Annotated in this window: 23 protein-coding genes and 3 pseudogenes; 14 read left to right on the forward strand and 12 right to left on the reverse strand. The window is 35.0% G+C overall.

Features of this window, described 5'->3' with window-relative positions:
* The first annotated feature begins 48 nt into the window (after positions 1-48).
* The 5 genes from KM149_RS00070 (at position 49) to mhqD (ending at position 3,620) form a co-directional block, all read left to right on the forward strand.
* The gene (locus KM149_RS00070; protein WP_050331900.1) at positions 49-564 is read left to right on the forward strand and encodes a YceI family protein; all 516 of its coding nucleotides are present in this window, start codon (positions 49-51) and stop codon (positions 562-564) included.
* A 334-nt stretch (positions 565-898) separates the two neighbouring features.
* Positions 899-1,330 (forward strand): MarR family winged helix-turn-helix transcriptional regulator, encoded by a 432-nt coding sequence (locus KM149_RS00075; RefSeq protein WP_050331901.1) that lies wholly within the window; start codon positions 899-901, stop codon positions 1,328-1,330.
* 79 nt (positions 1,331-1,409) lie between these two features.
* Positions 1,410-2,366 (forward strand): ring-cleaving dioxygenase, encoded by a 957-nt coding sequence (locus tag KM149_RS00080; RefSeq protein ID WP_050346178.1) that lies wholly within the window; start codon positions 1,410-1,412, stop codon positions 2,364-2,366.
* A 31-nt stretch (positions 2,367-2,397) separates the two neighbouring features.
* Positions 2,398-3,012, forward strand: a complete 615-nt coding sequence (locus KM149_RS00085) for a flavin reductase family protein (protein WP_214970777.1) — start codon at positions 2,398-2,400, stop codon at positions 3,010-3,012.
* A 20-nt stretch (positions 3,013-3,032) separates the two neighbouring features.
* Entirely contained in the window at positions 3,033-3,620 is a 588-nt protein-coding gene (mhqD, locus tag KM149_RS00090; protein ID WP_050331904.1) for a methylhydroquinone degradation carboxylesterase MhqD, read from the forward strand.
* Positions 3,621-3,791: 171 nt separating this feature from the next.
* Here the strand turns inward: mhqD and KM149_RS00095 are convergent.
* Positions 3,792-4,099: pseudogene (locus tag KM149_RS00095) on the reverse strand (IS6 family transposase); the annotation flags it as partial.
* Between the two features lie 108 nt (positions 4,100-4,207).
* Here KM149_RS00095 and KM149_RS00100 point away from each other — a divergent pair.
* Together KM149_RS00100 and KM149_RS00105 are read left to right on the forward strand one after the other, a co-directional pair.
* Positions 4,208-4,702 (forward strand): ParA family protein, encoded by a 495-nt coding sequence (locus tag KM149_RS00100; RefSeq protein WP_214970775.1) that lies wholly within the window; start codon positions 4,208-4,210, stop codon positions 4,700-4,702.
* Positions 4,695-4,916, forward strand: coding sequence for a hypothetical protein (locus KM149_RS00105; RefSeq protein ID WP_060830475.1), 222 nt, complete (start codon positions 4,695-4,697; stop codon positions 4,914-4,916). The genes KM149_RS00100 and KM149_RS00105 overlap by 8 nt, the downstream gene beginning before the upstream one ends.
* A gap of 842 nt (positions 4,917-5,758) precedes the next feature.
* Here KM149_RS00105 and KM149_RS00110 read toward each other — a convergent pair.
* The 10 genes and pseudogenes from KM149_RS00110 to rpmH all read right to left on the reverse strand — a co-directional run bounded on the left by KM149_RS00110 (position 5,759) and on the right by rpmH (position 14,367).
* The gene (locus KM149_RS00110) at positions 5,759-6,328 is read right to left on the reverse strand and encodes a phospholipase A2 family protein (protein WP_241415426.1); all 570 of its coding nucleotides are present in this window, start codon (positions 6,326-6,328) and stop codon (positions 5,759-5,761) included.
* Between the two features lie 307 nt (positions 6,329-6,635).
* Positions 6,636-7,212: pseudogene (locus KM149_RS00115) on the reverse strand (DsbA family protein).
* Between the two features lie 455 nt (positions 7,213-7,667).
* A pseudogene (locus KM149_RS00120) lies at positions 7,668-7,778 on the reverse strand (IS6 family transposase); the annotation flags it as partial.
* Positions 7,779-8,226: 448 nt separating this feature from the next.
* Positions 8,227-8,547, reverse strand: coding sequence for a sulfurtransferase TusA family protein (locus KM149_RS00125; protein WP_182280546.1), 321 nt, complete (start codon positions 8,545-8,547; stop codon positions 8,227-8,229).
* Positions 8,548-8,650: 103 nt separating this feature from the next.
* Positions 8,651-9,499: a ParB/RepB/Spo0J family partition protein gene (locus KM149_RS00130; RefSeq protein ID WP_165545400.1), complete on the reverse strand. Its 849-nt coding sequence runs from the start codon at positions 9,497-9,499 to the stop codon at positions 8,651-8,653.
* A 39-nt stretch (positions 9,500-9,538) separates the two neighbouring features.
* A complete protein-coding gene (rsmG, locus tag KM149_RS00135) occupies positions 9,539-10,258 on the reverse strand; it encodes a 16S rRNA (guanine(527)-N(7))-methyltransferase RsmG (RefSeq protein WP_060830480.1) in 720 nt (239 codons plus the stop codon).
* On the reverse strand, positions 10,259-12,133 hold the full coding sequence (gene mnmG / locus KM149_RS00140; protein WP_165545399.1) for a tRNA uridine-5-carboxymethylaminomethyl(34) synthesis enzyme MnmG: 1,875 nt from the start codon (positions 12,131-12,133) through the stop codon (positions 10,259-10,261).
* 18 nt (positions 12,134-12,151) lie between these two features.
* Complete coding sequence (mnmE, locus tag KM149_RS00145) at positions 12,152-13,534, reverse strand: tRNA uridine-5-carboxymethylaminomethyl(34) synthesis GTPase MnmE (protein WP_214970770.1); 1,383 nt, start codon at positions 13,532-13,534, stop codon at positions 12,152-12,154.
* 264 nt (positions 13,535-13,798) lie between these two features.
* A complete protein-coding gene (rnpA, locus tag KM149_RS00150; RefSeq protein WP_050346185.1) occupies positions 13,799-14,146 on the reverse strand; it encodes a ribonuclease P protein component in 348 nt (115 codons plus the stop codon).
* A gap of 83 nt (positions 14,147-14,229) precedes the next feature.
* On the reverse strand, positions 14,230-14,367 hold the full coding sequence (rpmH, locus tag KM149_RS00155; RefSeq protein ID WP_000240855.1) for a 50S ribosomal protein L34: 138 nt from the start codon (positions 14,365-14,367) through the stop codon (positions 14,230-14,232).
* A 536-nt stretch (positions 14,368-14,903) separates the two neighbouring features.
* On the opposite strand from rpmH, the gene dnaA reads away from it, so the two are divergent.
* From dnaA to gyrA, 7 genes are all read left to right on the forward strand, one after another.
* The gene (dnaA, locus tag KM149_RS00160) at positions 14,904-16,247 is read left to right on the forward strand and encodes a chromosomal replication initiator protein DnaA (protein ID WP_060829119.1); all 1,344 of its coding nucleotides are present in this window, start codon (positions 14,904-14,906) and stop codon (positions 16,245-16,247) included.
* 174 nt (positions 16,248-16,421) lie between these two features.
* Entirely contained in the window at positions 16,422-17,558 is a 1,137-nt protein-coding gene (gene dnaN / locus KM149_RS00165; protein ID WP_214970767.1) for a DNA polymerase III subunit beta, read from the forward strand.
* Between the two features lie 190 nt (positions 17,559-17,748).
* Positions 17,749-18,450, forward strand: a complete 702-nt coding sequence (locus KM149_RS00170; RefSeq protein WP_050344908.1) for a DsbA family protein — start codon at positions 17,749-17,751, stop codon at positions 18,448-18,450.
* Positions 18,451-18,559: 109 nt separating this feature from the next.
* The gene (gene yaaA, locus KM149_RS00175; RefSeq protein WP_016425730.1) at positions 18,560-18,799 is read left to right on the forward strand and encodes a S4 domain-containing protein YaaA; all 240 of its coding nucleotides are present in this window, start codon (positions 18,560-18,562) and stop codon (positions 18,797-18,799) included.
* Positions 18,796-19,911, forward strand: coding sequence for a DNA replication/repair protein RecF (recF, locus tag KM149_RS00180; protein WP_060829121.1), 1,116 nt, complete (start codon positions 18,796-18,798; stop codon positions 19,909-19,911). Before yaaA ends, recF begins: the two co-directional genes overlap by 4 nt.
* 23 nt (positions 19,912-19,934) lie before the next feature.
* Positions 19,935-21,857: a DNA topoisomerase (ATP-hydrolyzing) subunit B gene (gyrB, locus tag KM149_RS00185; protein WP_050344910.1), complete on the forward strand. Its 1,923-nt coding sequence runs from the start codon at positions 19,935-19,937 to the stop codon at positions 21,855-21,857.
* Between the two features lie 35 nt (positions 21,858-21,892).
* Positions 21,893-24,523 (forward strand): DNA gyrase subunit A, encoded by a 2,631-nt coding sequence (gene gyrA, locus KM149_RS00190; RefSeq protein WP_215021763.1) that lies wholly within the window; start codon positions 21,893-21,895, stop codon positions 24,521-24,523.
* 129 nt (positions 24,524-24,652) lie between these two features.
* On the opposite strand, the gene KM149_RS00195 is transcribed toward gyrA, so the two are convergent.
* On the reverse strand, positions 24,653-25,495 hold the full coding sequence (locus tag KM149_RS00195) for an NAD(P)H-hydrate dehydratase (protein ID WP_245393539.1): 843 nt from the start codon (positions 25,493-25,495) through the stop codon (positions 24,653-24,655).
* Positions 25,496-25,540: the final 45 nt, after the last annotated feature.

The following is a 25,540-nucleotide window of genomic DNA, read 5'->3' on the forward strand; positions in this document are numbered from 1 at the left end:
TTAGAAAAAGAAAATAACTACAACAAAAATTAAGGGAGGTCATTTATAATGACACAATTTAATCTTGATACTGTACACAGTACTTTTGGTTTTTCAATTAAACATTTAATGGTTTCTAAAATTAGAGGTACTTTTAAAGACTACGATATTCAATTAACTGGTGATGTAGAAGATGCTTCTTCATTATCAGCAGTAGCAACAATTAAAGTAGACTCTGTTGACACAGGTAATGCGGATCGTGACCAACACTTAAAAACAAAAGATTTCTTTGATAGCGAAACATATCCAGAAATCAAATTTGAATCTACTCAAATCACTGAAAACCAAATTACAGGTCATCTTACAATTGCAGGTCAAACACATGAAGAAACGTTTGATTTTACACACAACGGTGTGAGCGCAAATCCAATGACTGGTGGCCAAGTCACTGGTTTTGTTGTAAGAGGTACGATCAACCGAGAAAAATACGGTATTAGCTTTAACCAAACACTAGAAACTGGTGGCGTTATGTTAGGTAAAGACATTCAATTTGAACTTGATAGTGAATTTGCTATCGAAGCTTAATGCATCTCAACAAATCATCGCGCGCTCACATACTGAAATGTCATATAGACGTTTTTAAAGGCAGTATGCTACGCCGATGATTTGTTTTTTATTTATTCGTTTCATCAATGGTTTCGATTAAAAAGTTTTATAATGTGAAAACCGGCAATATATATAGCGTACTCTCCTTTTAAAAGGAATCACTTTTTATAACTTGTAAAGATATAAACCGCATCAAATCAATATTGAGCCGTTGTATGTTAGATGGAGGTATAAAAATTAAACTTAATTCTTTACTTTGCCAAATTTACAAGTTATAATTATCTCGAATTCGAAATAAAGGGGGGGTTGTCAATTGCAACGAACGGACATTGCGCTTAAAACACTTATTGGACTCAAACGTGCAAATGACATGATTGATAAAATCATACGCAATGATGTGAAATCTTATGGGTTAAATATTACCGAATTTGCCGTACTTGAGCTTTTGTACAATAAGGGCGAACACAGCATTCAACGAATCCAAGAACGCATTTTAATTGCAAGTAGTAGTACAACTTATGTTGTGCAAAAACTAGAGGAAAAAGGACTATTACAGCGAAGACAATGCGAAAAAGACAGACGTGTAAGCTATGCAGCCTTAACGGATAAAGGGCAAGCACTCATGACTCAAATTTTTCCACAACACGCTAAAGCAATTGAGGCAGCCTTTTCAGAACTAACAACGGAAGAGTTAAATACTTTACAGCAGACTTTAAAAACATTGAGTACACCAACCGACAACTAAGTTGTTTACGTGTACTTTTCTTTCACACAAATTTAGTTCGAATTAGAGATAATTATTAATGAATAAAGGAGTTTTTCTTATGACACAATATCCACTTAAAGGGATCCACCACGTAACTGCAATGACAAATGATGTAGAACGCAATTATCACTTTTTTACTGACGTACTTGGTATGAGACTTGTTAAAAAAACAGTTAATCAAGATGACATTTACACTTACCACACATTCTTTGCAGATGATGAAGGTCACGCAGGAACAGATATGACTTTCTTTGATTTTCCAAATAATCCAAAAGGTGCATCAGGCACAAATTCTATCAGTCGTACTGCTTTCCGTGTGCCAAATGATGCAGCGCTTGAATATTATCAACAACGCTTTGATGAGTTTGGAGTAAAACACGACGACATCGACACACTATTTGATAAAAAGATCTTGCGTTTTGAAGAAGAAGACGGTCAAAAATATCAATTGATTTCTGATGAAAACAATACAGGTGTTGAACCAGGTGTTCCTTGGAAAAATGGCCCTGTCCCACAAGATAAAGCAATCTATGGTTTAGGCCCAATTGAAATTACAGTAAGCTACTACGATGAATTCAAACAAACATTGATGGAACTCTATGATATGAAGCCTATTATTGAAGAAGAAAACGTCACACTATTAGAAGTAGGTAAAGGCGGTAATGGAGGTCAAGTTATCCTACGTAAAGATGAAGGCGTTCAAAGTCGACCAGGTTACGGTCAAGTTCACCACGTTTCTTTCCGTGTTGAAGACGATGATGCACTTAATTCTTGGTTTGAAAAATATAACCAATTAGGTGTAGGTAGCTCTGGTATCGTTGACCGTTTCTACTTTAAAGCACTTTACACACGTATCGGTCATGTTTTAATTGAACTTTCAACAGACGGACCAGGATTCGCTGGAGATGAACCTTATGAAACACTTGGTGAATCACTCTCACTTCCACCATTTTTAGAAAATCAAAGAGATTATATTGAATCAGAAATTCGTGAATTTGATACAACACGCTCATAAAATTAATTGTATGTAGACTGGAGGGTCAATAATGTACACGTTTCGCGCTTCTGAACTATCCAAAAAGCAAATGTATAAATTTTTAATAGGCTCTGTCGTACCACGCCCTATCGCATTGGTCACAAGTCAGTCTGAGGAAGGGCTTGTTAATGTTGCACCTTTCAGTTTCTTTAATATTGTATCTTCGGAACCTGCGATACTCTCAATTTCTGTATCACGCAAAGAAGGTGTCATGAAAGATACAGCGAGAAATATAATAAATTCACAAGAAGCAGTCATTCATGTTGTGACTGAGAATAATGTTTCAGATGCGAATCAAACCGCTGCACCATTGTCTGCTAATGAAAGCGAGTTAGATCTCACGCAATTTACGACGACTGATTCCGAATACGTTTCTGTTCCAAGTTTGAATGAAAGTGCTATACGTTTTGAAGTAAAACTTTATCAGCATATTGAAATTCAATCAGAAACTGAAACCGCAAATGATTTATTACTGTTAGAAATTCAAAAAGTATCAATAGATGAACAACTATTCGACGTTGATAAGGGCTATATTGACGTTGAAAATCTTAAACCTGTAAGTCGACTTGCAGGCGATGATTATGCACGATTAGGTGAAATTTTTACAATTAAAAGACCCCGATAATGATAAAGAGGTGAATGGATATGGAACATATTTTTAAACAAGGTGATTTATCAAAACCAACTTTTGTCCTACTGCATGGGACAGGCGGCGATGAACATGATTTACTCCCAATTGCCGAATTACTTGATCCAACGTACAATGCTTTAGGTGTACGTGGTAACATTTCAGAAAATGGGATGAACCGTTTCTTCAAACGTCACGGTGAAGGTCAATATGACGTAGAAGACTTAAAATTTAGAACGACAGAATTACACGAGTTCTTACAAGAAGCTGCTCAGCGTTATCAATTTGATCTCAATGAAGTGATTCTCGTTGGTTTTTCTAACGGTTCTAACATTGCGATTAGTTTAATGTTGAATGAAGCGATGCCATATAAAAAAGGCCTATTATTTGCACCACTCTATCCTTTAGAAGTACCAAAAGATATCGATTTAAGTGGTAAGTCAGTCTACCTTTCAATGGGTAAAAATGACCCTATCGTACCTATCTCGGAAAGTGAGCACGTTCGCTCAATCTTTAAAGATCGTGGTGCAGAGGTAACTGAGTTTTGGGTGAACAGTCATGAATTAACACGCGAAACAGTTGAAGCCGCAAAAGCAACACTATAAAGAAAGTAAAGTAAACTATATATCTATAACGGGGCTGGGACATAGGGTTTCAGCTTTCAAGTAAAACACCACAAAAACCTTTTGAAATGATTTTTGTGGTGTTTTTCATTTGAATTCTAGTTAAAATTAACACTTACCGTGCTAATTTTCGGTTCTGTTGCAAAGTTAGAAAAAAATATCTAATGTATGTCCATCTGCATCAATTGCGCAATACAGATAATACCACTGCCCTTTAATTTTGATATATGTCTCATCAATACGTCACTATAATACGCTTTTTTATGTTTTCTCTTCCAAATTTGATATAAAATATGTGCATATTCTTGTACCCAGCGATATACGGTTGAATGATGAATGTTCACACCTCGTTCTCTTAATATTCCAGATATATCACGATAACTCAATGAGTATCTTAGGGAGTAGCCAATGCCTATAGTAATAACATCCTTATCGAATTGTTTATATCTGAAATAGTTCATACAGAAGACCCTTTTTCAATTAAATTATGCTATAAACTTAACTTTGCAACAGAACCTAAAAAACTAATAAAAGACTTAGGCATTATACAAGAATCTAACAAAACATTTATGGACGCATTAAAACAAGGCTCGCTTAATAATTCGATAACAAAGCTTACAGAAAATTTAGATAAGAAATATGATTTGATACTTATGGATTCTATACCAACAACTTCTTTTTATACAAATAATTGTTTGATGGCATCAGATTTTGCGATTGTACCAGTTAAAACCGATGAAGATTGTTATGAACAAGTATTACCTTACATGACTTATCTATCAACTATAAGAGAATACAATAAAAATTTAGATGTAATTGGCATAATACCTTATTTAGCTCAGAATAATATAGATATGAATTATCTAAGTAAGTTCAAAAAAGTGTACGGTAATCTTGTTTATGACAATATTATTAATTGGGATAAGAGAGTATTAGCTTGGAGTACCTCTAGCATAACTACAAATATTTCAAACAACAAGATACAAATGAGATGGTATGACAAGGTATTGCAGAAAACAATAGTTAGAGCAAAAGATTTATTAAGCGATGGTAATAATGAGTAATTTAGGTAAATTTAATAATGACATTAAAATAATAAAAGAAAAGACTCCTTATGATAATGCAAGTTTCATGAAACAAAAATCAACACCAGTCAAAATCAATTCAGAATATCATAAACTTTTAAAAATACATGCTGTGATGAATGATACAAACATTAGAAATTTAGTAGATGCAGCTGTAAAAGAATATATAGAGAAATATGGTATTGGTAAATAATAGCAAGTACCCAATAGGCAGTTACGTGTTACTTGTTTTTTTGTAACAAATAACTTGTAACTTGTTACAAACTATTTTAAAAATAAAAGCCGTAGGTATTCTTGGCAGAACCTACGACTAATATAAAGCATTTATAAAAAAACCACACTTACAGAATAATTTATAAATGCCTATAAATCAATAGGAGGCGTTTATTATGATTAAGGAATATGTAAATTGGTTTTGTGATTTCATGAATGTTCCATATGAAACAGGTGAGACATTCGGGTTGTAGATAACAACTCAAAAGCAGAAAGAAATTTGTGAAGTTAAAAAGATAATCATTTTAGAAAAGAAACCAGAACAAATATCAATATTTGATTTTGATATTGCAATTTAATTCGTTTAAGTATATTAAATATATGTATAATTTAAACGAACTTAATCAAGTAGCAAATACCAATATTGATAAAAACAGAATTAATAAATTTCTTTGAAGAAAAAGACGATTTTAAATACTTTATAAGCCAAATTAATATCGGTACACATTGAATCATAATATCAGCATTAATGAAACTAAAAAGAAAATAAATATCTTTTAATGATCATTGTTTTTGGAAGTGTTATCAGTGAGGATTTTCTGGATTTATAAATGACATGACTGCTTTTTCTTTAAAATACCCAGTAGTTTGGTACATAGAATTGTTTATATTTAGTATTACTTTATTAATAATCGCTTTTAAGATTTTTTCTAACGAAAAAATAGTGGCTAATTACTAGCCACTATAAAAACATTATATATACACATAAAATAATTCAAAAGATGTGACAAATCCAAGTTCAATTATAATTAATAATCTCTATTAATTTGCACCAGGAGCACAAGATATAAAGTAACCACCAGCAAAGACAAGTCTAGCCTGTTTAGCTTTCTTTCTCATATTTGCACTATATTTTTTATTTTTAATAATTTTATTAGTTGCTCTTATAAATGGAGCGTCACATGCACAAGCGCCCCAGCCATGTTTTGCATAGCAACTATCATGTTTTTTACAGGCACTATCTAAAGCATCGATAGGTTTACCACCGATATCTCCTTTACCACAATAATGACCGTACCACATTTTTTTCTTTTTCTTTTCCTTTTTATAAGTTGAGAATCCGTCAGGCTTTAATTCTGATTTGGCTTTACTATATTCAATTATATTATCTTGTTGATTTTTATTTAAATTATCGTCATTCATTTTATTTTTATCTGCTATAAAATTACCTTCACTATCTTGTTTTAAGTAAGAATCATAAAATTGTGCTTCTTTTTTATCTTTTTCAAGTTGTTGCTTTTCTTCTGGTGTGAATTCTTGATTTTCACTTCCATTGGAGTTTTCTTGAGCGTGAACAGGGACACTAAAAACAATGCTAATAAAAAAAAACACTAATCAATACAATTGAAAAACATTTCTTCATAAAAATCCTCCTTAAAATAATAATACTAATAATATAGGGAATATAATCGCTATATTAAAAAAGTTTATAAAAATACTCACTAAAAATATTTCTTTCTTTTTAAAGAAATATATAATTAGTGAGATTATCAATATACCAATACTAGATAAGAGAAAATATTCACAAATATTTAATCCTATTTGTTGTAAATTATGTAGGTTTAAAAGGATTAATAATAGTAAAACGATATAGTTTAGTGTATTAAATCCATATATTAGTATTTTCATTATTTCTCACCTATTCCTTTAACTCATTATTGAGTTTCTTAAATAAATCATTCTTATCCAAAGGATTCTACCATTTTGCCATTTATTGCTACTGTTGGAGTCATTTCAACTTTTTCTTTTTCCGCTATTTTTTTATCTTTAATTGCATCTTTATAAGCTTTGCTGTTTTTTTACTTATAATTTTTTTTGATTTTTTCTTTCTCTTTTTTCTTTATTGAAAGTTGGTCAATAATATTGTCGACTTTTTTATAAGTAATCCATTTTTTTTCATTGTTTGGTAGTTCTTTGTAAATTTTATGGTGAAATTCTAAGTAATGTTTAGGTGCAATATTTTTAACAGCATGACTAGCTCTAGATCCTATTATTGAGTCCTTACCTAAAAATGATAAATTAACAAATGAATAACTAACTTTTTCTTTGTCTATGTATTCTTTTTCTAATTTAGGCATTACTTTAGTATCAAAATCCTTACAATAAGGACATTTATAATCTCCATACTCAACAACAGTTACTTTTTTATTGTGATGATTATTGCTACACGAAATTAATAAAGGTAATAATAATATGATTAATAAATATTTTTTCATAACTTTTGAATCTTCTTTTTATGTAAACTATATCTTTATTCTATTGTTTTTTTACAGAAATATCAATGTTATAAAACGATTTATTTTTTAAAGTTATGTTAATTTTGTTTTTTGTATGTGTTAGTTTAAATCTTTAATTATATTATTCTTGATTAAAGCATATACAAAAGCACTACTCATAATACGAAATTATGTAAACTAACTGTATAGCTTATTGGTTAGTATCTAGTGCATTTTAAGAAAAATAGTAATGATAAAGATCTAATTTTAAAAAATAACAATAGAGGGCGTATGGTTATGAAAAGTAAAAGAAATGAAGTAATGAGAGAACAACTTCATAGAATAAGAAAGAATTTAATTTCGTCTTTAGTTTTTGGAATAATAGCTATTCTTTGGTTCTGTTGCAAAGTAAGAAAAAAATATCTAATTTCCTTTTTTATCATGTCAGCATTCGCTTAACTCGCTAACATATAACTAATTTCGTGGCATGGCGAAAATCCGTAGATCTGAAGAGACCTACAGTTCTTTTTATATAGTCCATAAATACATTCAATACCCTTGATTGTTTATATCTGAAATAGTTCATACAGAAGACCCCTTTTTCAATTAAATTATACTATAAACTTAACTTTGCAAAAGAACCTAAAAATTCAATTTGATTATTGTTACTTCTTATAGACTATTTTTAAAAGTGTAAAAGTCATTGTAATAAAGAACTAATATTTGATTTCAAATCACTTAAAGAAAAGCAACATAACCTTTTCATTAATGCTTAATAAATTGTGAACTTCACTGACTCTGTAACAATCAAAAACTAAGAGGTTACTATTCACTAACAGCCAAATAAATATACCCTTTTATATTGAAACTCTCAACAATACTTTACTTTGTATTTTAGAATGCTCTTTCGCCGTAAAACTTTGAGAGAACAAGACATCAAGATCTTCTTCTCTCAAAGTTTAGTTTTGATACGTGATTCTTAATTATTATGTAAAAAACACCTTTCCCTTTTCCTTATTGACTTCTCTCTATTTTTTGTAATACGTTTTTTGGAATTTGTGTTTTATCTATAGCTTTTACATCCACAATGACACCTTTTTGATCAGTCAATGTAACCTTAACCCTATTACCTTCTTGGAGTTTATCTCGTTTTTTATTCAGCTTCATTTGATATCGATTGTCATGTGAATAAAGGCTGGTAGGTTGATTGTTTTGAACGAACTTTCCATAATAAACTTCTCTTCGGGTAAGCATGTCAAAGCTCGTCATCAAATAAATTGAAGCCCCTACTAATAAAAAAGCAAATAAGACTATGATGCGTCTCTTGTTTTTCATACATCCTTAAGCGTAAAAAAACTGCATAAGTGACGATTTATCACTTACACAGTTTTTAAGATTTTGCTATTTAAAATAAAATGGTTTCATGCATTAAAAATGATTATTTTCGATAAAGACGAATTTGAATTTCAACGTAATCATCATGCTCTTTTTCACGTTGTTCATATTTGATACCATTCGCACTGACTTCCAACAAGCTATCCGCAATAATATCACGTGCGGCTGAAACATCTTGGATAAATTCAGGAGGGGTCGCAACGACTTTCTCTCCTTCATTATCTTTTTCAGCAGGCATTTTCAACCGATCTTCTGTTTGTTTGACATTTAATTGTTCAGTTAAAATGATATGCAACATTTCTTCTTGTCGTTCAGGTGTTTGTCCTACTAGCGCTCGCGCGTGACGCTCAGTAATTTGATGTTCCCGTACTGCTTCTAACACGACAGGCGTTAATTTCAATAGGCGCAATTTATTCGCAATGAAACTTTGGCTTTTTCCGACACTTTTAGCGAGTTCAGCTTGTGTAATACCTTCAAACGCCAACAGTTTTTTATAAGCCTCTGCTTCTTCAATCGCTGATAAATTCTCACGTTGAATATTTTCTATCAATGCTACGACAGCTGTTTCTTCATCATCTAAATGACGGATTAAAACCTCTGCCTCAGTCATATGATTCATTTGTAACGCACGAAAACGACGTTCACCTGCAATGATTTCGTACATATTTTCTTCAATCGGTCTTACTACAATAGGTTGTAACAAGCCATGAGCGTTGATAGATTCAGCTAATTCTTCAATCCGTGCAGTATCAAACTTTTGACGTGGTTGATAACGATTCGGAACAATTCGCTCAATTTTAATTGATTCGACACCTTGATTTTCCGCTTCATTGGCATCTAGTAAGTCGTCTTTATTTTTTAATCCAAACAACTTAGAAAAGGGTTTCTTCATTTTTATTCGCTCCCCTTAATATTCCAAAATACATTTTTGTTATTCTACAAGTGGTGTTTTATTGGGTGTTCCGGGTTTTCTTGGGTATTTCTTAGGTGTTTGACTCCGCTTTTCAATTGTAATAATTTGACGCTCACCTGCATCTTCTGGAAGCGTAAATGTATCGATTTGGCGAATTTTGCCACCTAAGACACCTACTGCAAAGCGCGCTTCATCAAGTTCTTCTTGTCCTTTTGATGATTTTAAAGCTAAAAAGAGACCTTGCTTTTTCACGAGTGGTATACACAATTCACTTAATACAGACATTCTCGCAACAGCACGTGCTGTTACGATATCAAAAGACGCCCGGTAGTCTTCCTGCTTTCCAAATGTTTCAGCGCGATCATGCACAAATCGGACACCTTCAAGCTCTAACGCATCTGCCAATTGATTTAAAAATTGAATCCGCTTATTTAACGAGTCAACAATTGTAACGTGAATTTCTGGAAACATAATTTTTAAAGGAATACTTGGAAACCCTGCACCCGCACCTACATCACACAAACTTAAAGGTTGATTAAAATCATGGTAAAAACTAGGTGTTACAGAATCATAAAAATGCTTAAGATACACTTCATGTTCCTCTGTAATACTCGTTAAATTAATTTTCTCATTCCATTCTACAAGCATTTCATAATATTTTTCAAATTGTTGCTTCTGTTTATCAGATAATGTCAATCCGTGTGCACCTAATTGTGTTGCTAACCATTCTACACTCATTTATTTCACCCTTTGAATTTTACCTTGTTCTAAGTAGACTAACAATATTGAAATATCTGCTGGGTTAACACCTGAAATACGTGAGGCTTGTGCGATGTTAAGTGGTTTAACTTGAGCCAATTTTTCACGTGCTTCAGTCGCTAAGCTATCGATTTTACTGTAATCGAGATCTTCTGGAATTTTCTTTTGTTCCATTCTTTTCACTTTATCTACTTGTTGTAATGATTTATTGATATAACCTTCATATTTTGTTTGAATTTCGACTTGTTCTTCAACATCTGATGGTAATTGATGTGTCTCTTCTAAAATTTCAATTATTGTTGCATAAGTCATTTCAGGTCGACGTAACAATTCATTGGCTAGAATTCCATCTTTAAGGCGTGAGCCCCCTTCTCGCTCAATGATTTGTTGTACGCGTTCACTTGGCTTAATGCGGATTTGAGATAATCTTTTCATTTCATCACTAATTTGTTGACGTTTTTCATTGAAACGCGCATAACGCTCTTCTGAGATTAAACCAATTTGATGGCCAATATCTGTAAGACGTAAATCTGCATTATCGTGACGTAGTAATAAACGATACTCTGCACGAGAAGTGAGTAATCGATATGGCTCATTTGTACCTTTTGTCACTAAGTCGTCAATTAAAACACCGATATAAGCATCTGAACGTTGTAATATTGTTTCTTCTTGACCTAATACACGGGCAGCTGCATTGATACCTGCCATTAAGCCTTGACCAGCCGCTTCTTCATAACCTGATGTCCCATTAATCTGACCTGCTGTGTAGAGGTTTTTGATCATTTTAGTTTCCAAAGTTGGCCAAAGTTGTGTTGGTACTAATGCATCATATTCAATCGCATAACCTGCGCGCATCATATCTGCCTTTTCTAAACCAGGAATAGTCGCAAGCATTTGACGTTGGACTGCTTCAGGCATACTTGTTGATAAACCTTGAACATATACTTCATTTGTATGACGGCCTTCTGGTTCAAGGAACAATTGATGTCTCGGTTTATCATTAAAACGAACAAATTTATCTTCAATTGATGGACAATAACGTGGACCTGTACCTTTAATCATTCCGGAATACATCGCAGATAAATGAAGATTGTCATCGATGACTTTGTGCGTTTCACCATTTGTATAAGTCAGCCAACAAGGAAGTTGGTCTAAAATATATTCCGTTGTTTCATAACTGAAAGCACGACCGACGTCATCACCTGGTTGAATTTCAGTTTTACTATAATCTATTGTTTTCGCATTCACACGCGGTGGTGTACCCGTTTTAAAACGAACAACATCAAAGCCAAGTTCTCTTAAGTGATCTGCAAGCGTAATCGAAGGTAATTGATGGTTTGGACCACTAGAATATTTCAAATTACCGAGAATAATCTCACCACGTAAGAAAGTACCTGTTGTTAAAATAACGGCTTTAGCACGGTATTCTGTACCAATATTAGTACGCACACCTTTAACAACGCCCTCTTCGATGATAAGTTCATCCACCATGCCTTGCATCACTTCTAGATTGTCTTCATCTTCAAGTACACGTTTCATTTCTTGTTGATACATAACTTTATCGGCTTGCGCACGTAATGCACGTACTGCAGGCCCTTTTCCTGTATTAAGCATACGCATTTGAATATGCGTTTTATCAATTGTTTTCGCCATTTGGCCACCTAAAGCGTCGATTTCACGTACAACAATTCCTTTTGCCGGTCCACCAACTGAAGGATTACATGGCATAAAGGCAATATTATCTAAATTGATTGTCAACATGAGTGTATGCGCACCACGTCTCGCAGATGCAAGACCGGCTTCAATACCAGAATGTCCAGCCCCTACGACAATAACATCAAATGATTTCACCATTTTATTAACCTCCATTTATTATTTTCCGAGACAGAATTGACTAAATAATTGATCAATCAATTCCTCACTTGCAGATTCACCAATAATTTCACCTAAAAGTTCCCATGTCCGTGTTAAATCGATTTGAATCATATCCATAGGAATCCCCATTTCAGCTGCATCTATCGCATCTTGAATCGCCTTTTTCGCTTGTTTCAGTAATGAAATATGGCGTGAGTTTGAAACATAAGTCATATCTTGACTTTGAACCTCTCCACCAAAAAACAAATCACGTATTTGAATTTCAAGCTCATCAATCCCTTGTTGTTCGAGCATTGACGTTTCAATAACGGGCATTGAGCCCACCATCGCTTTCACTTCGTCACGGTCTAATCGTGGCGTCAAGTCTGTCTTATTAATAATCACAATTGCATCGCTCGTTTTTACAACTTCATAGAGTTTTCGGTCTTCTGCCGTTAAAGGCTCATTATTGTTTAATACAAATAAAATAAGATCTGCTTCACTCAATGCTTTACGAGAACGCTCTACCCCTATTCGTTCAACGATATCTTCTGTTTCGCGTATACCTGCTGTATCTACAAGTCTGAGCGGTACGCCTCGTACATTGACATATTCTTCTAGAACGTCACGCGTTGTTCCAGCAACTTCTGTCACAATTGCTTTATTATCTTGAATCAAGTTATTTAACATGGATGATTTACCTACATTAGGCTTACCTACAATGACAGTTGATAAACCTTCACGCATAATTTTACCTTGAACACCTGTATCTAATAATTTTTGAATCTCATTTTTGATTTCTTGCGCGCGTTCTAACAGTAACTCTGAAGTAGCTTCTTCTACGTCATCATATTCTGGATAATCAATGTTAACCTCTACTTGAGCTAGAACTTCCAAAATGGATTGACGTTGCTTTTTAATCAATTCACTTAATCGCCCTTCAATTTGGTTCATTGCGACTTTCGAAGCACGGTCAGTTTTAGAACGTATAAAATCCATCACTGCTTCAGCTTGTGATAAGTCAATTCTTCCATTTAAGAAGGCACGCTTTGTATATTCACCAGGCTCTGCCATTCTTGCACCGTAAGTCATTGTTAATTCTAACACACGATTAATTGTCAAAATGCCACCATGACAGTTAATCTCTACGATGTCTTCACGTGTAAATGTGCGTGGTGCACGCAATACCGAAACCATCACTTCTTCAACAACTTCTTGCGTTTCAGGATCAATGATATGTCCATAGTTAATTGTATGCGTAGGTACATCTTTTAATTGTTTTCTTCCTTTATAAAGCTTATCTGCAATTTCAACCGCATCTAAACCAGATAAACGTACAATTCCTATCGCGCCCTCGCCCATTGGTGTTGATATACTTGTAATCGTGTCTAATTGTTCCACAATTGACGTACCTCCTTTTGTCAAAATATATCATTATAATATTGTAAAATGTTTCATTCAAAATTGCGAATGCCATGTTTTATTTTCTTTTATTATCTCCTACGTGTAATACCTATCACGCATTCTTTATATAAATAGAAGAGCATTAAGTCTTAAGTCTAAATGCTAAGACTTAACCTAATAGAAAAGCCTTTATACCAAGGGTTCTCATATTATAAGTTAGACTTCGGTTTGTCTGAAGTCATACAAACCGAAGTCTAAAAATTACTTTATTCGCTTGTTAAAGACCTTTGCAATTTTGAGTACATGCTCTAAACTTTTCTGAATTTCTTGTGTAGACATCGCTTTGGCAGGAAATCGTGCAATCACAATCATATCGACTGGTAACATATCTGTTTTATGCACTTTGAAGCATTCTCGAATACTTCTTTTAATACGGTTGCGTGTCACGGCATTACCCAATTTTTTAGATACGCTAATACCTAACCTAAAGTGCGCTGCTTGTTGCTGTTCATACGTATACACAACAAACTGGCGATTCGCTACAGATTTACCTTTACGATAGATGGACTGAAAATCAGCATTTTTTTTAATACGGTATGCTTTTTCCATTAAATATCACTCGTCTTTCTTCTGAATACCTAAGGCAAACAGGCTTGTTCGCAAAAAAAAGATCACTGAATGAGTCAGTGATCTTATGCTGATAAAACTTTACGACCTTTACGACGACGACGTGCCAATACTTTACGGCCGTTTTTAGTGCTCATGCGTTTTCTGAAACCATGAACTTTACTATGTTTACGTTTATTTGGTTGATAAGTACGTTTTACCATGCAAAACACCTCCATCTCAATCATTCAATTATCTAATATTCATCATTATAGATAAGTTAATTTCATTTTTATGTGTTCAAATTGATGTTCTTAAATAAAATGAAATGTCTACATTTCAAGCAACTACTAAAATATAACAAAATCACAACAGTAAATCAAGTGTGTTTTTTCATAATTAGATACAGCAGACCTAAAAAAGTTGTCCACTTATACACAGGGCAAAATAAATAAACTGTGGATAACAATTTATTATTCACAAGTTACACAAAAAGATAACAACATATTCACAGCCGTTTGACAGTAATGGTTGTGAAAAAGTATAATTGTGTGGATAAGTGGTTTAAACCCTTATAGTACATAGGTTTTATATTATGTATATAGCTTAAAAGAGTTGTGAATAATGTAACGTTTTATGTTGTTCGTCCACAGTTTGTGATTAACTTGTGGATAATTATTAACACCCTGTGATTATCTTAATTAAATTATGGGGATATTGTGTATAACAAAATTTTTACTTAGGAAGATGGAGTTAAAAAATGTCAGAACAAGAAATTTGGGATAATGTTCTCAACTTATGCAAAGAAAATGTTACTAATGTTTCATATGACACTTGGCTCAAAGACACAACATTACATGCTCTATCTAATAAAGAAGCTGTCGTTATTGCTGCACAGCCATTTATTGCAAATTGGCTAACGACCAATTATACAGATCTCGTCAAACAATTTTTAGAAGCTGTAACGGGACACGATATTGAGAACATCAACTTTATTACTGAAGAAGATTTAGCAGAGCTCAATATCGCGTCATCCTCTAAAAACTCAGAGCATCATTCGCATGTTGAACCTGTCGTGTCAGGAGAGCAATTTAACACAAACAATACATTTGAAACATTTGTCATCGGCCCCGGCAACCGCTTCCCGCATGCTGCGAGCCTTGCTGTTGCGGAATCACCGGCAAATGCCTATAACCCGCTTTTCATTTATGGTGGTGTAGGTTTAGGAAAAACGCATCTTATGCATGCGATTGGTCATTATGTCCTGGAAAATAATCCTGATGCGAAAGTACTTTACACATCAAGCGAAAAATTTACAAATGAGTTTATTCAATCCATTCGTAACAATGATACAGAGTCATTTCGTGAAAAGTACCGTAATATCGATGTTTTATTAATTGATGATATTCAATTTATTCAAAAGAAAGAACAGACACAGGAAGAATTTTTCCATACTTTTAATGACTTGCATCAAAACAAAAAGCAAATTGTCATCTCCAGTGATCGTCCACCGAAAGAAATTTCTACTTTAGAAGAACGTCTAAAATCCCGATTCCAATGGGGGTTAATCGTTGATATTACACCACCAGATTTTGAGACACGGATGGCCATTTTACAAAAGAAAACAGAAGAAGAAAATTTAGATATTCCTATCGAATCTTTAACTTATATCGCAAATCAAATTCAAACGAATATTCGTGAACTTGAAGGGGCTTTAACCCGTGTACTCGCATATTCAAAATTACAAGGTAAACCGATTACGACCGAATTAACCTCTGATGCTTTAAAGGATATTATTCAAGTTACAAAATCTAAAAAAATTACGATTCAAGATATTCAAAAAGTTGTTGGTGAGTATTACGGCGTACGTATTGAAGACTTTGTAGCAAAGAAACGTACAAAATCAATTGCCTATCCAAGACAAATCGCGATGTACTTATCGCGAGAGCTAACTGATTTTTCTCTACCAAAAATTGGAGAGGAATTTGGAGGACGCGATCATACGACAGTCATTCATGCGCATGATAAAATAAAAAAAGATATCGAAAATGACCCTACATTACGACAAGAAATAGAAGGTATTGAAAAAGAGATCAGAAGTTGATTTGTGGATAGTGGGCAAAAGTTGTACACATCATACACAACTTATCCACATGTGAATAACCTTTGATATCAATCAATTTTATGAGTTATCCACTAATCCACAGCCCCTATGACTATGATTACGACTTTAAATAATAACTATAACTATTATAAACGACTGAAAGGAGTTTATAGAATGATGGAGTTTTCTATCCAAAGAGATTATTTTATCACTCAATTAAACGATACATTAAAAGCCATTTCACCAAGAACGACATTACCAATATTGACAGGTATTAAAATTGATGCCAAAAACGAAGGTATTGTCTTAACTGGATCAGATTCAGAGATATCAATTGAAATTACAATCCCGAGTCAAGTTGATGGAGAAGAAATTGTTAATGTGACAGAGCCAGGTTCTGTTGTATTGCCAGGGCGTTTCTTCGTTGACATTATTAAGAAATTACCAGGTCGAGAAGTTAAGCTTTCTACAAACGAACAATTCCAAACATTGATTACATCAGGTCATTCAGAGTTCAATTTAAGTGGATTAGACCCTGATCAATACCCATTATTGCCACAAGTATCTAGTGAAGATGCATTGCAATTACCAGTCAAAGTATTGAAAAACGTGATTGCACAAACTAATTTTGCAGTGTCCACCTCAGAAACACGTCCAGTCCTTACAGGTGTAAACTGGCTTATACAAGAAAATGAATTAATATGCACGGCGACTGATTCACACCGCTTGGCTGTAAGAAAGTTGAAACTTGAAGACGAAGAAATTGGTGATAAAAATGTCATTATTCCAGGTAAAGCTTTAGCAGAATTAAATAAAATTATGACAGAGAGCGAAGAGCATATTGATATTTTCTTTGCATCAAATCAAGTATTGTTTCGTGTCGGTAACGTAAACTTTATTTCACGCTTACTAGAGGGACACTATCCTGATACATCGCGCTTGTTCCCAGAAAACTACGAAATCAAATTAGCATTAGATAATTCTGATTTTTATCATGCCATTGACCGTGCTTCTCTATTAGCAAGAGAAGGTGGCAACAATGTCATTAAATTAAGTGCAGGCGATGAGCAAGTGGAACTTTCATCTACATCACCTGAAATTGGGACAGTGAAGGAAGAAGTTACTGCAAACGAGGTTGAAGGTGGTAACTTAAAAATCTCTTTTAACTCAAAATACATGATGGATGCTTTAAAAGCGATCGATAATGACGAAGTTGAAGTCGAATTTTTCGGTACGATGAAACCTTTTATTTTAAAACCAAAAGATGATGACACCGTTACACAATTAATTTTACCGATACGTACTTACTAAATAATTTAAAAAGCCTATGATACAAAACGCAGTTGGACTTAACCAACTGCGTTTTTTGTGTGACTTAACAGCTCAGTTTCCATACGTAAAGTTAGTAAAAAATAAAGTCATTTGAATCGTTCGCGCGTGTAATATTCAAAGCAGCCTGATTTTAGTATAATTAAAAGATAATGTGATGGAGGATTGGAATATGAAAAGTAAATGGCCTTTAATTTTAACAATTATAGTGGTACTCGCAATTGTAATAGCAATCATTATTAGAATGAGTACACATGATTCAGCCCCTAATACAGCGCGTCAAAATGAAAAAGAAATGGTGACAGACACCCAATCACAACCACATCAAGGCGCAAAAGAGAATAAAATTGTAATTGTGGAATATGGTGATTTTAAATGCCCTTATTGTGGTGCATTTGAACGTAACATTAAGCCACAACTGCAAAAAGAATATATTGATACGCAAAAAGTACAATTTCGCTACGTTAACGTCTTAATACATGGAGAAGAGTCTGAATTAAGTGCAAAAGCTGCATTAGCAGTAAATCAGTATGCACCGAACCAATATTGGGCGTTTCACAAACTTTTATATCAAGGTCAACCGTCGAATAAAGATGACGTGACTACAAAACATTGGTTAACAGATAATTTTATTCAACAACAACTAAAAAAATTAGACTTGTCACCTAAACAATTAGAAAAGATTACTTCGGCATATCGAGACAAAAATGGAGAAATCGCTAAAAAAGCGCAAAACGATAATCACTTAGCTAAAAAGTATAAAGTGCCACAAGTGCCATCGTTGTATATCAACGGTGAACCAATAGAAGATACTAAGGATTTTGACACGATTAAATCTAAAGTTGATCAAGTGATTAAGGATCAAAAGTCCTAACGCATGATTGGTCATTCATCATTTGTTCCACATGAAACTTTTACTCGAAAATTGCCTTCTGTACATGAAATTTTTGCGATAAAACGGTATAATATATAGGTGAGCAAATATGAATGGAGTGATTAAATTGGCTGAGGAAGTAATTGTTGATGGTGAACTCACTTTAGGACAATTTTTAAACTATGAAGGCATCATTGAATCAGGAGGACAAGCGAAGTGGTTTTTAAGTGAATATGATGTTTTCTTGAATGGCGAGCATGAATCGCGTCGTGGCAAAAAGTTACATGACGGGGACCGTATAGAAATTCCTGAAGTAGGTTCATATATCATCAAATTCGGTGAGCAATGAAACTTAAAACACTCCAATTAGAAAACTATCGAAATTACGAAGAGATATTGCTTCAATGTCATCCTGAAGTCAATATTTTAATTGGTGAAAATGCACAAGGAAAAACCAATCTGTTGGAATCTATTTACACCTTAGCCTTGGCGAAGAGTCATCGTACAACGAATGATAGGGAATTAATTCGTTTTAATACTGAGTATGCTAAAATAGAGGGTGAGCTCAGTTTTCGCCACGGTACGATGCCGCTCACAATGTTTATCACGAAAAAAGGTAAAAAGGTAAAAGTCAATCATTTAGAGCAAAGTCGTTTGACGCAGTATATAGGCCATTTGAATGTGGTCCTTTTTGCGCCTGAAGACTTAAATATTGTCAAAGGTGCACCACAAGTGAGAAGACGTTTTATCGATATGGAACTTGGGCAAATTTCAAACTTATATTTAAATGATTTATCGCAATATCAACGTATTTTGAAACAACGCAATCACTATTTAAAACAGTTGCAAATGAAACAGACGAAAGATACGACGATGTTAGAAGTACTGAATCAGCAATTTGCTGAATATGCAGTGAAAGTAACACAACGGCGAGCACAATTTATTGCAGAGCTAGAAACTTTAGCAGAGCCCATTCATTCAGGTATTACGAATGGTCGCGAAGCTTTGACATTAAAATATTTACCTAGTATCAAAATGGAAGACACCTCGCAAACAGAGGCAGTCTTAATTCAAAAAGTATTTGAAGACCTTCAAAGTCAACTGAATCGTGAAATCGAGCGCGGTGTGAGTTTACATGGACCACACCGTGATGATTTAGCTTTTCAAGTGAATGGCATGGACGCACAAATTTATGGCTCTCAAGGTCAACAACGGACAACGGCGCTTTCGATTAAGTTAGCAGAAATTGAATTAATGAATCAAGAAGTGGGGGAATACCCCATTTTATTACTTGATGACGTTTTAAGTGAACTAGATGATGCACGTCAAACGCATCTTTTAAGTACAATTCAGCATAAAGTTCAAACATTTGTGACAACCACTTCGGTAGATGGTATTGATCATGAAATTATGAAAAACGCGAAGATATATCAAATTGCACAAGGAAATATTAAGCAGTAGGAAGAAAGTGAAGGTGGGAAGCATTGGCTGATGTGAACAACTCGGAAAATTATGGTGCGAGTCAGATTCAAGTTTTAGAAGGACTTGAAGCGGTACGTAAGCGACCAGGTATGTATATTGGTTCTACTTCAGAACGTGGTCTACATCATCTTGTTTGGGAAATTGTCGATAACAGTATTGATGAAGCACTTGCAGGATATGCGGATGATATTGAAGTGATCATCGAAAAAGACAATTGGATTAAAGTTACAGATAATGGACGCGGTATTCCTGTCGATATTCAAGAAAAAATGGGACGTCCTGCTGTAGAAGTTATTTTAACTGTATTACACGCTGGTGGGAAATTTGGCGGCGGTGGCTATAAAGTTTCAGGTGGTTTACACGGTGTAGGTTCATCTGTTGTAAATGCATTAAGTGAGACGTTAGAAGTTTACGTTCATAGAAATGGACGTATTCACCATCAAGCCTACCACATGGGTGTACCTGCATTTGATTTGAAACAAATTGGTGATACAGATCAAACAGGAACGGTTATTCGTTTTAAGGCAGATGAAACGATATTCCAAGAAACGACAGTGTATAACTATGAAACTTTGCAAAAACGTATTCGTGAATTAGCCTTTTTAAATAAAGGTATCCGTATTACGCTCAGAGACGAGCGTGACGAAGAAGAAATTCGTGAGGATAGTTACCACTATGAAGGTGGAATAAAGTCGTATGTCGAGCTTATAAACGAGAATAAAGAGCCATTACATGAAGAACCTATTTATGTTCATGAGACACGCGATGACATTGAAGTCGAAATCGCTATTCAATATAACAGTGGTTTTGCGACAAATTTACTGACTTACGCAAATAATATCCACACATATGAAGGTGGGACGCATGAAGATGGCTTTAAACGTGCGTTAACGAGAGTGTTAAATAATTATGGATCTCAAAATAAGTTAATCAAAGATGAGAAAGAACGCTTGTCAGGTGAAGATACGCGAGAAGGTTTAACTGCTATCGTTTCCATCAAGCATGGAGACCCTCAGTTTGAAGGACAAACAAAAACAAAATTAGGCAACTCTGAGGTTCGTCAAATTGTTGATCGCGTATTCTCAGAGCTTTTTGAACGTTTCTTATACGAGCATCCACAAATTGGACGAATTATCATCGAAAAAGGGATTATGGCTTCTCGTGCACGTATCGCTGCGAAAAAAGCGCGTGAAGTCACACGTCGTAAGTCTGCGCTTGATATTTCAAGCTTGCCAGGTAAGTTAGCAGACTGCTCAAGTAAAGATCCATCTGAAAGTGAGATTTTCTTAGTAGAGGGTGACTCTGCCGGGGGGTCTACAAAATCAGGTCGAGACTCACGTACGCAAGCAATATTACCTTTAAGAGGGAAAATTTTAAACGTTGAAAAAGCACGTTTAGATAAGATTTTGAATAACAACGAAATTCGTCAAATGGTCACTGCATTTGGAACAGGTATCGGCGGAGAGTTCGATATTTCAAAAGCCCGTTACCATAAGATTGTCATTATGACTGATGCGGATGTCGACGGTGCACATATTCGGACGCTTTTATTGACGTTCTTTTATCGTTTTATGCGCCCACTTATTGAAGCTGGTTATGTTTATATCGCACAACCACCATTGTACAAGTTAACACAGGGGAAACAAAAATATTATGTCTTTAATGACCGTGAATTGGATAAATTAAAAGAAAGACTTAATCCAACGCCAAAATGGTCAATTGCACGTTATAAAGGTTTAGGGGAAATGAATGCAGACCAACTATGGGAAACAACAATGAATCCTGAAAACCGTGCAATGCTTCAAGTGACTTTAGATGATGCAATCGAAGCGGATCAGACATTTGAAATGTTGATGGGCGATGTCGTCGAAAATCGTCGTCAGTTCATTGAAGATAATGCCGTATATGCCAACCTAGATTTCTAGAATGAGAATTGGAAAATGAGAAGGAGGATATCTTGATGGCTGAAACACCTGAATCAAGAATTAATGAACGTAATATCAGCAAAGAGATGCGAGAATCGTTTTTGGATTATGCCATGAGTGTTATTGTGTCTCGTGCTTTGCCAGATGTCAGAGATGGTTTAAAACCTGTACATCGTCGTATTTTATACGGCCTCAATGAGCAAGGTATGACGCCAGACAAACCGTATAAAAAATCTGCCCGTATCGTAGGGGATGTAATGGGTAAATATCATCCACATGGGGACTCTTCTATTTATGAAGCAATGGTCCGTATGGCACAGGATTTCAGCTATCGTTATCCACTTGTAGATGGACAAGGTAACTTTGGTTCTATGGATGGTGACGGCGCAGCAGCAATGCGTTACACTGAAGCGCGTATGACAAAACTTGCCTTAGAACTGTTACGTGATATTAATAAAGATACGATTGATTTTATTGATAACTATGACGGAAATGAACGCGAACCAAGTGTGTTACCGTCACGTTTCCCAAATTTACTGGTTAACGGGGCTTCAGGGATTGCGGTAGGTATGGCAACGAATATCCCACCACACAATATGCGCGAAGTCATTGATGGTGTCCTAAGTTTAAGTCATAATCCAGACATTACCATTAATGAATTAATGGAAAATATTCAAGGCCCAGACTTCCCAACGGCAGGCTTAATTCTAGGCAAAAGTGGTATTCGACGTGCGTATGAAACAGGCCGTGGCTCTATTATTATGAGAGCTAAAGCTGAAATTGAATCACGTGGTGGAGGCCGTGAACGTATCGTTGTGACGGAAATTCCATTCCAAGTCAATAAAGCACGTATGATTGAAAAAATTGCTGAATTAGTACGCGATAAAAAAATTGAAGGCATTACAGATTTACGTGATGAAACGAGTTTACGTACAGGGGTTCGTATCGTTATTGATATTCGTAAAGATGCGAATGCAAGTGTGATATTGAACAACTTGTATAAACAAACGCCCCTTCAAACTTCATTTGGTGTCAATATGATTGCGCTCGTTAACGGTAGACCGAAATTAATTAATTTGAAACAAGCGTTGTATCACTATTTAGAGCACCAAAAAGAAGTAGTTCGTCGTCGCACAGCTTATAACTTACGTAAAGCAAAAGACCGTGCGCATATACTAGAAGGTTTAAGAATTGCACTAGATCATATCGATGAGATTATTACAATTATTCGAGAATCTGAAACAGATAAGGTGGCAATGGAAAGCTTGCAATCACGTTTTGAACTTTCTGAACGTCAAGCCCAAGCAATTCTTGATATGCGTTTAAGACGTCTGACAGGCTTAGAACGAGATAAAATTGAAAACGAATATAACGAACTTCTTGCTTATATTGAAGAATTAGAAGCAATCTTAGCAGATGAAGAAAAGTTATTAGCACTTGTTCGTGAAGAGCTTACCGAAATTAAAGAAAAATATGGTGATGACAGACGTACTGAAATTCAACTTGGCGGTATAGATCAACTTGAAGATGAAGATCTTATTCCAGAAGAACAAATCGTTATTACATTGAGTCACAATAACTATATCAAACGTTTACCGGCATCAACATATCGCTCACAAAATCGTGGTGGTCGTGGTGTACAAGGTATGAATACGTTAGAAGATGATTTTGTGAGTCAGTTGGTTACAACGAGTACGCACGACCATATCTTGTTCTTTACGAATAAAGGTCGGGTCTACAAACTCAAAGGTTATGAAGTGCCAGAACTCTCACGTCAGTCTAAAGGTATTCCTATTGTGAATGCGATAGAACTTGAAAGTGACGAAAATATCAGCACAATGATAGCTGTTAAAGATTTAGAGTCTGAAGAAGACTTCCTTGTATTTGTAACAAAAAAAGGTTTGATTAAACGTTCTGCATTGAGTAACTTTAACCGTATCAACCGTAATGGTAAGATTGCGATTAAATTTAGAGATGATGATGAGTTAGTAGCTGTACGTTTAACTGATGGCGAAAAACATATTCTTATTGGTACAGCTGATGCTTCTCTTATCCGCTTTAAAGAAACAGATGTACGTTCCATGAGTCGTATCGCAGCGGGCGTCAAAGGGATTAAGCTTCGCGATGGTGACGAGGTTATTGGCTTAGGCGTTACGAATGAGGAAAGTCATGATGAGATTTTAGTAGTCACTGAAAAAGGTTACGGTAAACGTACCTCTATTGAAGAGTACCGTTTGTCTAACCGTGGTGGTATGGGTGTTAAAACGGCCAAATTGACAGAGCGAAACGGTCAACTCGTATGTATTGCAACGGTTGAAGGTGATGAAGATTTAATGGTTGTTACAAACCAAGGTGTGATTATTCGTATGGAAGTGAGCGATATTTCAGTGAATGGACGTATGGCTCAAGGTGTACGTTTAATTCGCCTAGATGATGAACAGTTTGTATCTACAGTGGCTAAAGTGAAAAAAGAACCAGAAAATCTTGAAGCGGAAAATGATGAACTAGAATCAGAGACAGAGACTGTTATTGAAGACGATGTACCTGGTGCTACAATTCATACAGAAGCGCCTGAAGTGAGCGACAACGACACAGAAGAACGAGAAACGTTAAGACAAGATTTTATGGATCGTGTTAATGAAGATATTGAAAATGAAGATGAATAAAATGAGATAAATTAAGAAGCGACGATGATTCTATTGGGAATCACCGCCGCTTCTTTTTTAATTGAACAGAGTCATGAAAACAGCATCAAAGGATTTCGACCGCTTCATGCATTAACGAAGAATGATATTTTAATCTTCCAATTGTTTCATTGCATAAGGAATTTCGTCAATCATTCTTGAAGGGGGTACAACATACATCTCCTGAGAAAGTTTTTCTCCTATATAACTATGTGTGTATGTGGCACTGGTAATTGCATCAACAAGATTGTCAAATTGACCTACAAAGCTTGTTATCATTCCAGCAAGGGTATCCCCCATTCCGCCTGTCGCCATCGCAGGGTTGCCAATTTGTAATTGATATTCTTCGTCTTTAAAGAAAATTTCTGTTCCATGTTTCTTTAGGACAACTGTGCCCCCAAGACGATCGACGGCTTCTCGATTTCGTTCATAAGTTTGTTCTTCTATTGGAATGCCACTCAAACGCTCCCACTCTTTCTGATGTGGTGTGTAGATGACATTGCAAGCTGGAATTTCAGGTTTTAATTTACTTACAATTGATATCGCATCGCCATCCACAATGAGCGTATGGTGGGGTTGAATATTTTGTAAAAGGAATGTCATCGCATTATTGCCTTTAAAATCAAGACCCAAACCTGGACCAATTAAAATACAATCTGAAACTTCAATCATCTTTGTCAGTTTTTTCGTATCATTAATATCTATGACCATCGCCTCTGGACAGCGCGAATGAAGTGCAACATGATTTGTTGGATGAGTTGCGACTGTAATTAATCCACCACCACTGTAAACACACGCACGTGCTGCAATCATAATCGCACCACCAAGATTGGCATTGCCACCAATTAAGAGTATACGACCGTAGTCTCCTTTATGCGTGTCACGCTTACGTTTAGGTATGCTGACAGCTGACAATGTTTTCACGTTTGTGACCCTCCTATCTGGAAATTCCATTATTACAACAAGATATATTATACCTGGTTTGTCCTTTCGTCAATA

The organism is Staphylococcus coagulans, from assembly GCF_022557135.1.
Classification (GTDB): domain Bacteria; phylum Bacillota; class Bacilli; order Staphylococcales; family Staphylococcaceae; genus Staphylococcus; species Staphylococcus coagulans.